The 14,800-nt window shown below is 59.8% G+C and carries 10 protein-coding genes; 8 read left to right on the forward strand and 2 right to left on the reverse strand.

What is annotated here, in order from left to right:
- Positions 1-99: 99 nt before the first annotated feature.
- On the reverse strand, positions 100-702 hold the full coding sequence (gene nfuA, locus AUP74_RS13255) for a Fe-S biogenesis protein NfuA (protein WP_069947987.1): 603 nt from the start codon (positions 700-702) through the stop codon (positions 100-102).
- Positions 703-1,006: 304 nt separating this feature from the next.
- Here nfuA and metH point away from each other — a divergent pair, with 304 nt between their 5' ends.
- From metH to AUP74_RS13295, 8 genes are all read left to right on the forward strand, one after another.
- Entirely contained in the window at positions 1,007-4,702 is a 3,696-nt protein-coding gene (gene metH / locus AUP74_RS13260; protein WP_069947988.1) for a methionine synthase, read from the forward strand.
- A 58-nt stretch (positions 4,703-4,760) separates the two neighbouring features.
- Positions 4,761-4,991, forward strand: a complete 231-nt coding sequence (locus AUP74_RS13265) for a DUF2970 domain-containing protein (protein WP_069947989.1) — start codon at positions 4,761-4,763, stop codon at positions 4,989-4,991.
- 437 nt (positions 4,992-5,428) lie between these two features.
- Positions 5,429-7,090 (forward strand): nitrite/sulfite reductase, encoded by a 1,662-nt coding sequence (locus tag AUP74_RS13270; RefSeq protein ID WP_069947990.1) that lies wholly within the window; start codon positions 5,429-5,431, stop codon positions 7,088-7,090.
- Positions 7,074-7,631: a DUF934 domain-containing protein gene (locus AUP74_RS13275; protein WP_069947991.1), complete on the forward strand. Its 558-nt coding sequence runs from the start codon at positions 7,074-7,076 to the stop codon at positions 7,629-7,631. The genes AUP74_RS13270 and AUP74_RS13275 overlap by 17 nt, the downstream gene beginning before the upstream one ends.
- A gap of 222 nt (positions 7,632-7,853) precedes the next feature.
- A complete protein-coding gene (gene asnS, locus AUP74_RS13280; RefSeq protein ID WP_069947992.1) occupies positions 7,854-9,254 on the forward strand; it encodes an asparagine--tRNA ligase in 1,401 nt (466 codons plus the stop codon).
- A gap of 100 nt (positions 9,255-9,354) precedes the next feature.
- The gene (locus tag AUP74_RS13285; protein WP_069947993.1) at positions 9,355-10,488 is read left to right on the forward strand and encodes a mechanosensitive ion channel family protein; all 1,134 of its coding nucleotides are present in this window, start codon (positions 9,355-9,357) and stop codon (positions 10,486-10,488) included.
- 317 nt (positions 10,489-10,805) lie between these two features.
- Positions 10,806-12,125 carry a hypothetical protein gene (locus tag AUP74_RS13290; RefSeq protein WP_069947994.1) on the forward strand — a complete coding sequence of 440 codons (1,320 nt, stop codon included), beginning with the start codon at positions 10,806-10,808 and terminating at the stop codon, positions 12,123-12,125.
- A gap of 6 nt (positions 12,126-12,131) precedes the next feature.
- A complete protein-coding gene (locus AUP74_RS13295) occupies positions 12,132-14,156 on the forward strand; it encodes a CocE/NonD family hydrolase (protein WP_069947995.1) in 2,025 nt (674 codons plus the stop codon).
- Between the two features lie 37 nt (positions 14,157-14,193).
- Here AUP74_RS13295 and AUP74_RS13300 read toward each other — a convergent pair whose 3' ends face one another.
- Positions 14,194-14,784, reverse strand: a complete 591-nt coding sequence (locus tag AUP74_RS13300) for a rod shape-determining protein (protein ID WP_069947996.1) — start codon at positions 14,782-14,784, stop codon at positions 14,194-14,196.
- Positions 14,785-14,800: the final 16 nt, after the last annotated feature.

The following is a 14,800-nucleotide window of genomic DNA, read 5'->3' on the forward strand; positions in this document are numbered from 1 at the left end:
GCGCCCTACTGGCACTGCAGCTGTCAAGAACCCATTAACGCATGGGCAATAAAAAAGGCGAGCCATTGGCTCGCCTTTTTTATTTCAGATCCACAAGGATCAATAATACGCTTGGGACTTATCGGTATGGTCGGTAATGTCCTTCACCCCAGCCACTTCCGGGACCTTCTCCTTCAGGGTTTTCTCGACGCCCTCTTTCAGGGTCATATCCACCATACCGCAACCCTGACAGCCACCACCGAATTTGAGGATCGCGTAGTTGTCCTCGGTGAACTCCACCAGGCTGACCTGACCGCCGTGGGCAGCGAGGCCCGGGTTGATGTCGTTGTAGAGCACATAATTGATGCGGTCCTCAACGGGACTGTCATCGGTAATCTTGGGCATGCGCGAGTTGGGTGCGCGGATGGTCAACTGGCCACCCATCTTGTCCGAGGAGTAGTCGACGCGCGCCTCATCGAGGTACGGCACTGATCGACCCTCGAAGTAAGCCTTGAGGCCGTTCAGCTCCATCACGACATCGTCCTCCTGCTCTTCACCGGGACGACAGTAGGCAATGCAGGTCTCGGCGTTCGGGGTACCGGGGCTCGAGACAAACATGCGGATGGCAATTCCCTCACAGTCCTGCTTGTCCAGCAGCTCCCGCAGGTACTCCTGGGCGGACTCCGTGATGGTGACATTCAGTTCGGAAGACTGTTCAGACATATCGCTTCTCAAATAACCGAGTTTCTTTGTCGGGTATTTTACTCCGACTGGACGGCAAGTTAAACCTTCCACTGCCAACGCGAAGGACATTGCAGATGGACCGAGTGCAACAACGGCATGCTTTTCCGCATTTGGCACGAATTGGGACACAAATTCGGCGAAATCCGCATTTGGGAACCAGTATTGTTGTTTTACTGCATCTAGGCGGCTGCGGCTCATCAGGCCGACGCAGGCGCCCGGGAGTGATAAGATAGCCGCCCTTTTCATACCCGCGAACACCAATAAACGGCTTAAGGAATCGCCCATGTCCCAGCAGTCCCGCAGCGAACGTCTCCAGCAGCTTCACGCCGCCCTCGCCGACCGCATCCTGATCCTGGATGGCGCTATGGGGACGATGATTCAGCGGGAGAAGTTGCAGGAGGCCGATTATCGTGGCGGGCACTTTGATGAACACGCCGGGGACCTCAAGGGCAATAACGACCTGCTCAGCATCACCCAGCCGGAGCTGATCGAACGGCTGCACCGGGAATACCTGGATGCCGGCGCCGACATCATCGAGACCAACACCTTCAACGCCACCAGGCTCTCACAGGCGGACTATGCGCTCGAGGACCTGGTACCGGAACTGAACCGTGCGGCAGCGGAAGTGGCTCGCCGTGCGGCAGATGCCGCCTCGACCCCGGACAAGCCGCGCTGGGTTGCGGGTGTCGTGGGTCCCACTTCACGTACCGCCAGCATCTCCCCCGACGTCAACGACCCCGGGGCGCGCAACGTAACCTTCCAGCAGCTCGTGGACAACTATGTCGAGGCGGGCCGCGCGCTGATCGAGGGCGGCTGTGACCTGATCCTGATCGAAACCATTTTCGACACCCTGAACGCCAAGGCGGCCATTTACGCGCTGCAGCAGCTGTTCGAGGAGCTGGGCTTCGAGCTGCCGATCATGATTTCCGGCACCATCACCGATGCGTCCGGTCGCACCCTTTCCGGCCAGACCACGGAGGCCTTCTATTATTCCGTGGCCCATGCCAACCCCCTCAGTGTCGGCCTCAACTGCGCGCTGGGCGCCACCGAATTGCGCCCCTACATCGAGGCGCTCTCCGGCGTCTGTGGCGAACATGTCTCCGCCCACCCCAATGCGGGCCTGCCGAATGAATTCGGTGAATACGACGAAACACCGGAAGAGACCGCGGCCATTGTTGCGGAGTTCGCGCGCAGCGGCTTCATCAATATCCTCGGTGGCTGCTGCGGTACCACACCGGAGCACATCGCCGCTATCGCCCGGGCGGTTGCCGATGTGCCGCCGCGGCAAAAGCCCGAACTGAAGCCAGCCCTGCGCCTGTCTGGACTGGAGCCATTTGTCGCCGATGAGAACTCCCTGTTCGTCAACGTGGGGGAACGCTGTAACGTCACCGGTTCAGCCCGCTTCAAACGCCTGATCCTCGAGGAGGACTACGATACCGCCCTCGAAGTGGCCGCCCAGCAGGTAGAGGACGGCGCACAGGTAATCGACTTCAACATGGACGAGGCGATGCTGGATTCCGTCGGCGCCATGCGCCGCTTCCTCAACCTGGCCGCTACGGAACCGGAGATCGCCAAGGTGCCGTTCATGGTGGACTCCTCCAAGTGGGAGGTGATCGAGGCGGGACTGCAGTGCATCCAGGGCAAGCCGATCGTCAACTCCATCAGCCTCAAGGAGGGTGAGGCGGATTTTGTCGAGAAGGCCCGCCTGTGCCGGCGCTACGGCGCCGCAGTGGTGGTCATGGCCTTCGACGAAGACGGCCAGGCCGACACATTCGCCCGCAAGCGCGAGATCTGTGAACGCAGCTATCGCATCCTGGTGGACAAGGTCGGCTTCAACCCCAGCGATATCATCTTCGACCCGAATATTTTTGCGGTCGCCACCGGTATCGACGAACACAACAACTATGCGGTGGACTTTATCGATGCCACCCGCTGGATCCGCCAGAACCTGCCAGGTGCGCAGGTCAGTGGTGGCGTGTCCAATGTCTCCTTCTCGTTCCGGGGCAACAACCCGGTGCGCGAGGCCATCCACTCCGTGTTCCTTTATCACGCCATCAAGGCGGGACTGAACATGGGCATCGTCAACGCCGGCCAGCTGGCCGTATATGACGACCTTCCCGAGGAGCTGCGCGAGCGGGTCGAGGATGTGATCCTGAACAAGCGCCTGGATGGCACCGAGCGCCTGCTGGAAATCGCCGAGAAATACCGCGGCGATGGCGGAGGCCAGGCGCGCAAGGAAGACCTCGGCTGGCGTGAGTGGCCGGTGAACAAGCGCCTCGAACACGCCCTGGTGAAAGGCATCACCACCTATATCACCGAGGATACCGAGCTCGCCCGGGAGGCGGCCTCGCGTCCGCTCGACGTGATCGAGGGCCCGCTGATGGACGGCATGAATGTGGTCGGCGACCTGTTTGGTGAGGGCAAGATGTTCCTGCCCCAGGTGGTCAAGTCTGCGCGGGTCATGAAACAGGCGGTCGCCTACCTGCAACCCTATATCGAGGCGGAGAAAACCGTCGACAGCAAGCCGAACGGCCGCATCCTGATGGCGACGGTCAAAGGTGACGTCCACGATATCGGCAAGAACATTGTCGGGGTGGTACTGGCCTGTAACAACTTCGAGGTCATCGACCTGGGTGTGATGGTCCCGGCGGAGACCATCCTGCAGACCGCCCGGGAAAAGAACTGCGACATCATTGGCCTATCCGGCCTGATCACCCCGTCCCTGGACGAGATGGTCCACGTGGCCGCAGAGATGGAGCGCCAGGGTTTCGACGTGCCGCTGTTGATTGGCGGCGCTACCACATCGAAAGCCCACACCGCGGTGAAGATCGACCCGGAGTACCGGCGCAACCAGGTGGTTTATGTCGCGGATGCCTCCCGTGCAGTCGGGGTGGCCAGCAACCTGCTCTCCGATGATCACCGCCCGGCATTCGTGGCCAATATCCAGGAAGAGTACGAGAAGGTCCGTCACCGCACCGCCAATCGCAAGCGCAATGACAAGCGCCTGAGCTACGAGGAAGCTTTCGCCGCGGCACCGGAGTTCGACTGGCAGAGCTACGAGCCGCCTGTACCCCGCAAGGTCGGCGTAACCGTGATCGATGATTTCCCCCTGGAACAGCTGGTGGATACCATCGACTGGACGCCCTTCTTCATCTCCTGGGACCTGGCCGGCAAGTACCCGGCCATCCTCAATGACGAGGTTGTTGGTGAGGCGGCCACAGACTTGTTCAAAAATGCACAGCTGATGTTGCAGGAGATCATCGACAAGAAATTGTTGAGAGCCCGTGCCGTGATTGGCCTCTGGCCCGCCAATAGCGAAGGGGACGATATCGTCGTCTACGCCGACGAGAGCCGCACTGAAGAACTGGCCCGCCTGCACCAGATGCGCCAGCAAGTGCAGAAACTGGGCGGTGATGGACTGTGCCGCTCACTGGCGGACTTCGTAGCACCTGCCCACTCAGGCGTTGGTGACTACGTCGGTGGTTTCGCGGTGACCACCGGTATTGGCGCAGACGAGCTGGCGGCGAAGTACGAGGCAGCCCACGACGACTACAGCGCCATCATGGTCAAGGCGCTGGCAGACCGCCTCGCAGAGTCGTTCGCGGAATACCTGCACCGCCAGGTTCGAACTGGTTACTGGGGCTATACCCCGGAAGAAACCCTCTCCAATGAAGAGCTAATCCGCGAGAAGTACCGCGGCATACGCCCTGCCCCGGGCTACCCGGCCTGCCCGGACCACACGGAGAAAGCGACCCTGTTCAAACTCCTCGGTGCCGAGGAAAACGCTGGTGTCAGCCTGACCTCCCATTTCGCCATGCTGCCAGCCGCCTCCGTCAGCGGCTGGTACTTCGCCCATCCGGAGGCCAGGTACTTCAATGTGGGCAAGATTGGGCGCGACCAGTTGGAGAGCCTCGCCCAGCGTAAGGGGGTTGAAGCGACCGAGCTGGAACGCTGGCTGCGCCCGAACCTGGAGGACTGAAACCGCGCGCTGAAGATCTGCGCCCGCGCACGGGGCGCGTCAATGACAGGGAGTGACCATGAAAAACAATGATAACGAACACTCAAAGGAACATCGTCAGCCCGGCTTTTTACAGGTGGTGCTGAGCACACTTGCCGCCGCCATCGGCGTTCAGAGTAATAAAAATCGCGAGCGGGACTTCCGCAGTGGCAGCATCAAGGCTTATGTCGCGGCCGGTATTATCTTCACGACGCTGTTCGTGTTGACACTGGTACTGGTAGTGAGAACGGTACTGGAAAGAATGGGCTGAGATAAAGCGGGGGAAGCGGTCGCCCGGGACGGCTCTACTCCGGGCGCCGATCTGTCTTACTGGCTGGCGACCCAGTAAATACAGGTGACGACAAAAATGGCCACCAGGGCCACGGCGGCAATGGCGTCTGCCGCGTTATCACTTTCAGTGGATACAACTACTTTCTCATTCATCGAAAGACTCCGATTGCCGATTATTCTTATCCTATGTAGTTGGCCGCCTGACGACGGTCAATCAAGTAGAGCAAATCCCCGAAACCCGCGCAAGCGGCCCCGCCACAACCAGGCAAGCAGCTTATAACCATTAGTTCCTAACATAGCAAAAAATATTGTTATTTTTTGCATAAGCCCACTGGTATGTTAGGCGCCATTGGAGAATCCACAGGACCGTCGTGCCCCTCGCCGGTTCTGCAAAAAAGGTCATGGAATCAAGCTGTTATGTATCGATACGACGATCGGGACCACGCCATTATCAGCGAGCGGGTTGCCCAGTTTCGGAACCAGACAGAGCGCTACCTCTCCGGGGAACTCAGCGAGGAGGAATTTCTGCCGCTGCGCCTGCAAAACGGCCTCTATATCCAGCGCCTGGCACCCATGCTGCGGGTCGCGATTCCCTACGGACTTCTTAACAGCGCCCAGCTGAGTCGCCTGGCGCGCATCAGCCGCGATTACGACAAGGGCTACGCGCACTTCACCACCCGACAGAACCTGCAGTTCAACTGGCCGCAGCTCGAGGATGTACCGGATATTCTCGCCGAACTCGCAGAGGTGGAAATGCACGCGGTGCAGACCAGCGGTAACTGTATTCGCAACACCACTTCCGACCCCTACGCGGGCGTTGCCCGCGATGAAATTGCGGATCCGCGCCCCTACTGCGAGCTGATTCGCCAGTGGTCCACCTTCCATCCCGAATTCGCTTTTTTGCCGCGAAAATTCAAGATCGCGGTAAATGGCGCGGAATCCGATCGTGCCGCTATTCGCGTGCACGATATCGGTGTGCAGATTGTTGAGCGCGACGGCGAGATCGGCTTTGCAATCTATGTCGGCGGTGGTCAGGGTCGGACCCCGGTCATTGCTGAACTGATCCGGGACTTCCTGCCGGAGCAGGATCTGCTCTCCTACCTCGAGGCCATTGTCCGCGTCTACAACCAACTGGGTCGGCGGGACAACAAATACAAGGCGCGCATCAAGATCCTGGTAAAGGCCCTGGGGGCCGAGGAATTTGGCTCCCGTGTCGAGCGGGAGTGGGAACAAATCAAAGATGGTGTAGACAAGCTCACACCGGAGGCGCTCGCCTGGGCCAAGACATTTTTTACCGCCCCGGATTACAAACAGTTTGATGGTGCCGAGAGCGATACCGCACTGCATGCGGAGGCCGCTGAAGACAGGGCGTTTTCCCGCTGGCTGGAAAGGAACACTTTTCCCCACCGGGTTCCCGGCTACCGCGCCGTAAAGCTGTCCACCAAGCCGACCGGCGTTCCCCCCGGTGACGTCACCGACCGGCAGCTCGATGCCATTGCCGAGTTGGCCGACGCATTCAGTTTCGGCGAGGCAAGAATCACCCACGACCAGAACGCAGTGCTGGCCGACGTCGAGCAGGCCAGCCTGAGAGCACTGTGGCAATCGGCCCGCAAGCATGGCTTCGCTACGCCCAATATCGGCACCCTGACAGACATGATCTGCTGCCCGGGCGGCGACTACTGCTCACTGGCTAACGCCAAGTCTATCCCCGTTGCAGAGGCCATCCAGCGCCGCTTCGACGACATGGATTACCTGTACGACCTGGGCGACCTGAACCTGAACATCTCTGGCTGCATGAATGCCTGCGGCCACCACCACGTGGGGCATATCGGCATTCTCGGCGTAGACAAGAAAGGCGAGGAGTTCTACCAGATCCAGCTCGGCGGCAGTTCCTCTGAGAGCGCGAGCCTGGCCAAGGTTCTGGGACCCAGCTTTTCGCGGGCCGAGGTTCCGGATGTGGTCGGCAAGATCCTGGACCTCTACGTGGAGCATCGACATCCCGAGGAACTGTTCCTCGACACCTACCAGCGTATCGGCCTGCAACCGTTCAAGGAAAAAGTCTATGCCAAAGCCAGCTAAAGGAAACACGCCGCAGCCCGAGAACCCGGCAAAGTTGATTGTGGACGGCGCCGTGACGACAAACGAGTGGCAGCTGGTATCGAGAGAGGAAGCCCCCCAGAACCTCGGCGCCGATACTCTGGAAACGACCAGGCTGATCCTGCCACTCGAGGCCTGGAAAACAGCGAAAACGGAACTTGGTGACCAGTCCCTGCGACTCGGCGTCTGGCTTGACAGCGATGAAGCTGCCGACCTGCTTGGTGAGGACGCCCGCGCACTGTCCGTGATTGCAGTCCACTTCCCCAGTTTCGCCGATGGGCGAGGCTTCACCACCGGCCGCCTGCTGCGCGAGCGCTACGGCTTCCGGGGTGAGCTGCGAGCGGTCGGGAACTTCATGCGCGACCAGCTGACCTACCTGCGCCGCTGCGGCTTCAACGCCTTTGCATTCCAGGGTGACGAGCCCCTGGAGAAGCTGCTGGCGTCACTGCATGACTTCAGTGACAGCTATCAGGCCGCGGTTGACCAGCCGGTACCGCTGTTCCGCCGGCGCGGCTTGGCCTGAGCCCCTTGGATCCGGCCGTGTGAGCGGCTGGATCCCCCACACCTCCCACTGCCTCCCCGCCAGCCCCGAATCGCGACTGACAACCGCTACCTGCCCGCCACAGAGCTCACTAGCGGGACTGGATTTCCGCTGCTCAAAACGTCAATATGCCCGCCGTCATTCACCGACAGCGGCTTGCGTATAAACTGAGCAATCCGCCGTGAATTCAGGTAAGCGAGAACAATGCAAGTTGAATCCGTAGATTCCCTTTTGAAATCCACCGGACGCGAGGGCTCCGAAACCCGCATCCAGGGCTGGATCCGTACCCGCCGCGACTCCAAGGCCGGCCTGTCCTTTCTCGCCGTGCACGACGGCAGCTGTTTCGACCCCATCCAGGTGGTCGTCGAGGCGAACATCAGTAACTACGAAACCGAGGTGCTGCGCCTGACCACCGGCTGCGCCGTCGATATCGTCGGCACCATCAAGCCGTCGGAGGGCAAGGGCCAGTCCATCGAGCTGCTGGCCAGCGAAGTCCACGTGGTTGGCTGGGTCGAAGACCCGGATACCTACCCCATGTCCCCCAAGCGCCACACCATGGAGCACCTGCGGGAGCATGCCCACCTGCGCCCACGCACCAATGTAAGCGGCGCTGTTGCCCGGGTACGAAACTGCATCGCCCAGGCGATCCACCGGTTCTTCCACGAAAACGGCTTCCTTTATGTGCACACGCCAATCATCACGGCCTCTGACTGTGAGGGCGCCGGAGAGATGTTCCGAGTCAGCACCCTGGATCTGGAAAACCTGCCGCGCACCGACAAGGGCGAAATCGATTACAAAAGGGATTTCTTCGGTGAGGAAACCTTCCTGACCGTGTCCGGCCAGCTGAATGTGGAGAGCTACTGCCTGGCGCTGTCCAAGGTCTATACCTTCGGTCCCACTTTCCGGGCTGAGAACTCCAACACCACCCGCCATCTGGCGGAGTTCTGGATGGTAGAGCCTGAGATCGCCTTTGCCGACCTGGCCGACGTCGCCGACCTGTCGGAAAAGATGCTGAAGTACGTCTTCAAGGCGGTACTGGAAGAGCGGCCTGACGACATGGCCTTCTTCGCCCAACGCATCGACAAAGAGGCCATCAGCCGTCTCGAGAACATCATCGACAACGACTTTGCCCGCATCAACTATTCCGATGCCATCGAGATTCTCGAGAACTGCAAGGAGAAGTTCGAGTTCCCGGTTTCCTGGGGCATCGACCTGGCCTCCGAGCACGAGCGCTACCTGGCTGAGAAGCACTTCAAGAAGCCCGTGATCGTCATGAACTACCCGAAGGACATCAAGGCCTTCTACATGCGCATGAATGACGATGGCAAAACCGTGGCTGCGATGGATGTACTGGCCCCGGGCATCGGCGAGATCATCGGTGGCTCCCAGCGGGAAGAGCGACTGGACAAGCTGGACCAGCGCATGGACGAGATGGACATTCCCAAGGAACACCTGGACTGGTACCGGGACCTGCGCCGCTACGGCACCGTGCCCCACGCAGGTTTTGGGCTGGGCTTCGATCGTATCGTGTCCTACGTTACCGGTATGGGGAACATCCGCGACGTGATCCCCTTCCCGCGCACGCCAAAAAATGTAACGTTCTGAAGTTGCAGCTCTCGGGCGGGCCGGTACCAATCCGGCCCGCAATCCCGACATGCTCGTGCACATGAGTGCACCTTGAAGCCGAAAAGGAATTCGCCATTTGATGAACAGCGACAACGTGGAAGCTCCGCTCGGAGGACTTCAAGCGATTCTCCCGGAACGCCTGCAGCCCATCGCGGATTTACTTGAGCAGCATCCCCTGCTTGGGGCTTCTGCAATTCTCGCAAGCGCACTCATCATCGCACTGGTCTGCCGGTTTGTTGTCTTCAGGCAGCTGCGACGCTGGTTACCCTCTGATCGCACCGGCCCCGGAGCTACGCTGCTCGTGCAACTGCAGCGACCCGTCTTCACCACCATACTCTGTCTCGGCTTGATCGCCGCGCACAAGCTCCTGACCGGCGGCGAGGACGTGGGGATTGTGTCCAGCCTGTTGTCGACGGTCATTCTGGTCAGCTGGGTACGTATGCTGTTCTTCCAGTGCGGAACGCTGCTGCAGGTCATCAGTGCGAAGTCCGCACGGTTTTCCCTGATCGACCAGCGCGCCATCCCCCTGCTCGACCTCTCCTGTAAATTGCTGGTCATCCTGTTCGGCAGTTACGCGCTGTTGCTGATCTGGGGCATCAACCCTCTGGGCTGGCTGGCGTCCGCGGGCGTGATTGGTATTGCGGTGGGCTTCGCGGCCAAGGACACACTGGCCAACCTGTTCTCCGGGTTCTTTATTCTCGCCGATGCCCCGTACAAGGTGGGGGACTACGTCAACCTGGACAGCGGTGAGCGCGGCAGGGTCACTCAGATCGGGCTGCGCAGTACCCGCATCATGACGCGCGACGATGTGGAAATCACGCTCCCGAACTCGCTGATCGCCGGTGGCAAGATTATCAATGAGAGCGGCGGCCCGAGCGCATCGATCCGTGTGACCATTCCCGTCGGTGTTGCCTACGGTTCCGATGCGGACGAGGTCTGCTCTATTCTGCTTGAGGTTGCCCTGCAGCACACGGAGCTGGCTGCATCGCCGGAACCACGGGTGCGCATGCGGCGCTTCGGAGCCTCGAGTCTCGACTTCGAGTTGCTGGTCTGGATCAACTTGCCGGAGGACCGCGGCCGGATCAGGCACGAGTTGCTCTTGGGTATCTATAAGACCCTGGCGGCGCACAATGTGGAAATCCCCTATACAAAATCGGATATCTACATCAAGGAGCTGCCCTCCCTGAGCCCCAGCCGCAGCGATGAGCAGTGAAGAGGCCAGGTTACTCGCTTTTTTTTGGCCTATATGCGCCGGCAGCATCGGGTAACGGTACTGGCCTGAAGCGCCGCCTGTCCTGCTTTTCCAGCTGGTGCAGAAGCGGTGATAGGCCCCGCCCGCGAGTGATGCCCCCTACAGCTCTCTGATCACTCAGCTAACGACCTGCGCTATCTCCTCCCCGTTCCCATATCGCCCTTCGTTATAGCGGCCCGACTTCTTATCCGGAAGCGACCGGCCGTCGGCTTGCGAAAATTCTTGCGCTGCTAGACTGCTTTGAGAGCCCATCTTAAAGCACGTCCGGGAAGTAATGCATGACGAGGCAGTTCTTTGTATTCGGGCTCGCGCCCCTCCACTGCGAGTACCTGAACGCGGTGCGCGGCGCGGAGCAGTTTCAATGGCGAAAACTCTTCTCGGATGACGAGATTGTCTGGTTCCCGGATCGGCCCATGAATGAGCTTCTGTCCACGGCCGAGCAGACGATCTCCAGGTGCAACGGCAACCTCGCCGGCATCATCAATCACTGGGATTTTCCGTCCAGCGCCCTGCACCCTTTCCTCTGCAAGCAGTTCGGATTACGGGCGGCGACCCCCGAAGCCGTGCTCAAGTGCGAACACAAGTACTGGAGCCGTCTCGAGCAGAAGAAGGCTCTACCGGAGTGGATCCCCGAGTTCTGCCCCATCGACCCGTTTGCGCAGAACCCTGTCGAGCAGCTGACGATTGATTTCCCTTTCTGGCTCAAGCCGGTCGTCAGCCATTCATCACAACTGGGTTTTCGCATCGAAAATGAACATGAGCTATTGCAGGCCCTCAAGATCATCCGCGCCGATGTAAGACGGCTGGGCGAGCTCCTGAATACCGCCCTTGCCCGGGTGCAGATACCGACTGAGATTGGCGAAGTCGACGGTAACTGGTGCATCGCGGAAGCGCTTCTCAAAGGCAAGCAATGCGGTATCGAAGGAACCATGGTCAACGGCAGTTACCATGTCCACGGTATCGTGGATACCGTCAAAGACAGCCACAACCTGAGTTTCACCCGCTACGAGTACCCCTCTGTTTGGCCCGAGTACGCCCAGCAGAAAATCTGTGATGCGGGCGAGACCCTGTTACGCCAGATAGGCTTTGACAACTCTGCCTTCGGGATCGAATTTTTCTGGGATGAGGAGACGGATGATTTCAAGGTGCTTGAGATCAACACGCGCATCTCCCAATCGCATAGTGATCAGTTCATCAAGGTACACGGAGTATCCAATCACGAAGCCGCGCTGGATATCCCTCTCAACCGGCACACGGACTTTTCGGGGATGCAGGGCGACTTCCACTGCGCAGCGAAATTCATGCTGCGACGCTACGAGGACACCACGGTAACCCGCGTTCCCACTCGCGGAGAAATCAAAGCGCTCGAAGAGCAGGTGCCCGGCTGCAAGATATCGATCCTCGTCGATGAGGGATCCCGTCTCTCGGATCTTGCGAGCCAGGACAGTTACAGCTTTGAAGTAGCGAATATCTGTCTCGGTGGACAGGACCAGGAAGAGATGCTGCTCCGCTACCGAGACGTCGCCAGAGCGCTGCACTTTGAGTTCTCAGACGGCCAGGATTTCGAGCCCTTTCAGTTCGAGAGCGTGCGGTACTGATTTTCCATGCAATATGTAAGCACCCTTCCCCACCGGGTCACCACCATCGAGCACACAGAGATCCCCCTGCCTGACGGCGGCTGGCTTGCGGCCCGTATCTGGCTCCCAGAAGATGCGATGACCAGTCCAGTACCGGCGATTATGGAATACATTCCCTATCGCAAACGGGACAAGACACGGTTCCGGGATTCCCTGATGCATCCCTACCTGGCAGGCCACGGGTACGCCTGCGTCCGGGTCGACCTGCGCGGCAGTGGTGAGTCCAGCGGCATCATGACAGACCAGTACCGGGAGCAGGAACTCAGCGATGGTGTCGAGGCCATCCGATGGATTGCAAGGCAACGCTGGTGCAATGGCAGTGTGGGCATGCAGGGTATTTCCTGGGGCGGCTTCAATGCCCTGCAGGTGGCAGCCCGGGCACCGAAAGAACTGAAGGCGATTGTCTCCTGCTGCTCGACCGACGATCTGTACAAGGACAATATGCACTACATGGGGGGCTGCCTGCTGACGGACAACCTCTCCGAAGCCACTACCATGTTTTCCATCAACACCTGCCCACCGGACCCGCAACTGGTGGGGGAAAAGTGGCGATCCATGTGGCTTGAGCGGCTCCGGGAGAGCGGGCTCTGGCTGGATATCTGGCTCCGCCACCAGTACCGCGACGGCTACTGGGAACACGGCTCTGTCAGTGAGCAATACGACGCGATCCGCTGTCCGGCAATGCTGGTCGGGGGCTGGGCCGACGGTTACACCAATGCCATTTTCCGGCTGTTACAGCACCTCCAGGTTCCACGGCTGGCACTGATCGGCCCATGGGGGCACAAGTACCCGCACCAGGGTGTTCCCGGCCCCGCGATCGGATTCCTGCAGGAGTCCCTGCGCTGGTGGGACCACTGGTTGAAGGATCGGGATACCGGCATCATGAGTGAGCCCATGCTGCGTGCCTGGATGCAGGACAGTGTGCCGCCCACCACCTATTATCACGAGCGTCCCGGGCGCTGGGTGGGGGAAGACTGCTGGCCCTCGGACAATGTCGTCGAGCGCGTCTACGAGCTCTCGCCCTATCGCATCCTGTTCGGCAATGAACCCCCCTGCGTGATGGAGAATGTGCTCAACGTTCAGTCTCCCCTCAGTGTGGGACTGTTTGCCGGCAAGTGGTGCTCTTATACCGCCGCACCCGACTTGCCCCACGACCAGCGGCAAGAGGACGGCGGCGCGCTCGTATTTCAGAGCGCACCTCTGGATGACGACCTGGAGATTCTCGGTTCACCACGGCTGGAAGTGGAGCTCACTGCCAACCGGCCGATCGCCATGATCGCGGTGCGTCTCTCTGACGTCGGTACGGACGGTGCAGCAACACGAGTGACCTATGGGCTGTTCAATCTCACCCACCGCCACGGCCATGACAAGCCGGAGGAACTGGTGCCCGGGCGCAAATACCGGTTCAACGTGGATATGAACTATGTTGCACAGGCCTTTCCCCGCGGTCACCGGTTGCGCATCAGTATTTCCACCTCCTACTGGGCGCTCGCATGGCCACCACCCCGGCCGGTTAAGCTGGAGATTTATTGTGATACCAGCAATCTGGTGCTGCCGCTGCGCCGTGCCCGCCCGGAGGACCACGACATTCACTTCGCTCCAGCCGAAGCCGCCGAACCTTCAAAGCAGGAGTACATTAAGCCGCCGCACAATAACTGGCTGGTACACCAGGATCTGGCGGAGGACATCTCCACCCTGGAAGTGATCAAGGATGACGGCCTGGTACGCATCGATGAAATCGACCTGGAGTTCGCCAGCCGTACCTGGAACTGGTACACCTTCCAGGAAAATGATTTCAGCTCATTGAAAGCGGAAACCCGTACCGAGCGGACCTTCGCCCGCGGTGACTGGAAGGTGCGCACCACCACGCGCACGGTGCTGACGGCCGACCCCGACAATTTCTACATTCACGCGGAACTGGATGCCTGGGAGGGAGAATACCGCGTGTACACCCAGCTCTGGGAACGCACGATTCCACGGCAACACCTGTAGTGCTCAGCACGTTGACACGCCGCAGGAGGGAAACCGTTCAGAATTGCTGAAAAATGGTCATTGCCGCGATCAATATGAACCAGATGGCAATCCATATCCATTGGGTCCATCCGCGGGGTTCATCGATACCGGTAGCGGCCACCGGTGCACTGGCATCGCGGACGTTCGCAAGATCCAGGGTATGGCGGGTAAGCTCGGGGCCCTGGTAAACATAAACACGCCGAGCACCGGCACTGAGCCCCAGGGCCTGAAAGGCGCTAATCTCCACTTCCGTCAGCCCGCCCTGGTTTTTTTCCATCGGCTGCAGGACTAGGTTGGAGGGCGCCGAGAAGAGCCCCTCTGCACCCAGTTTTTCGAAAATTCCCTCCAGCAACAATTCCGCAGCCTTGAAATGGGCCAGCAGGCTCCGCGGGTGGGAAAAAGGGTTAATCACCTCCACGTCGCTGCTGGAAGCGGAAGAGGCGCGACTGCCTATCGCCACCCGCTTACTGCGGCGCTTGCCCTTGCGAACAGCGACCAGAGGCACCTCATCAAAGATTCTGCCGGAATCGATGTCAGTGACCCGAATCCGCTTCTCCCACAGCTGCAGGTAAAGGGTCGCGTCACTGCCTTTGATCAGGTTTCTCATCTTGCGGGCTCCGCGA

Source organism: Microbulbifer aggregans (assembly GCF_001750105.1).
GTDB classification, from domain to species: Bacteria; Pseudomonadota; Gammaproteobacteria; order Pseudomonadales; family Cellvibrionaceae; genus Microbulbifer; species Microbulbifer aggregans.